At 35.6% G+C, this 719-nt stretch carries 1 protein-coding gene; it reads left to right on the top strand.

The window, feature by feature from the left end; all coding sequences use genetic code 11:
• The first annotated feature begins 131 nt into the window (after positions 1-131).
• Positions 132-617, top strand: coding sequence for an RNA polymerase sigma factor sigma-70 region 4 domain-containing protein (locus KQI79_RS27380; RefSeq protein ID WP_216541472.1), 486 nt, complete (start codon positions 132-134; stop codon positions 615-617).
• The last annotated feature ends 102 nt before the right edge of the window (positions 618-719 follow it).

Genomic DNA, 719 nt, shown 5'->3' with positions numbered 1-719 from the left:
AGTGTATCCACATAATGTTGACTTGAACCGAACGAACTGGGAAACCTCCACTTTTTTACAGTCCGCGAGGCAGATCCACTATATTCAGTGTTTGATATTACGGGCTTTCGAAATTTAGGATTATACTTCTATTGTCTGCATTGGAAGGCAATGAGAATTCGAAAAAAGAACTAGAAGAAGCATTTAGAAGGTACTTTTTTCGAATCCGTTTTTCAAAATTTATTTTGTCGACCATCAAATATTGTTCCTTAGATCAAGTACGATTATATCGAAAGAGAGATAAACGAAACCCTCTTATTTTTGACCATCCAGTTTCAGACGACGATAAGGGAATTACATTAGGAGAATTAATTTATAACAATCAAAAACAAAACATTAAGCAACCTATCATCACAGACCCACTCCAATTCAAAGCCTCTTTATCAAATGACAGATTAGCGAGAGCTTTTGGTGTTCTCACCCATAGACAACAATTCATAACAACTCTTTACTATGCACAATGTTATCGGGATAACGAAATAGCGCGCATCTTAGGAGTTTCACCTCAGGCTATTTATAAATCAAGAAATCTAGCATTGAAGAAATTACAAATTGATATATATAGGATCTCGGAATAAACCGGGCGATTGAGGCTCAATTTGGGGTGCTTGAGTTAAAATTATCGATGTAAACGTGTTTTTGAAAGCAATTTTCAAAAATGCGTATGCTAAAGAACCCGA

The organism is Paenibacillus sp. MSJ-34, assembly GCF_018918005.1.
In the GTDB taxonomy this organism is placed as follows: Bacteria; Bacillota; Bacilli; order Paenibacillales; family Paenibacillaceae; genus MSJ-34.
This window is presented reverse-complemented; position numbering and strand designations above follow the sequence as displayed.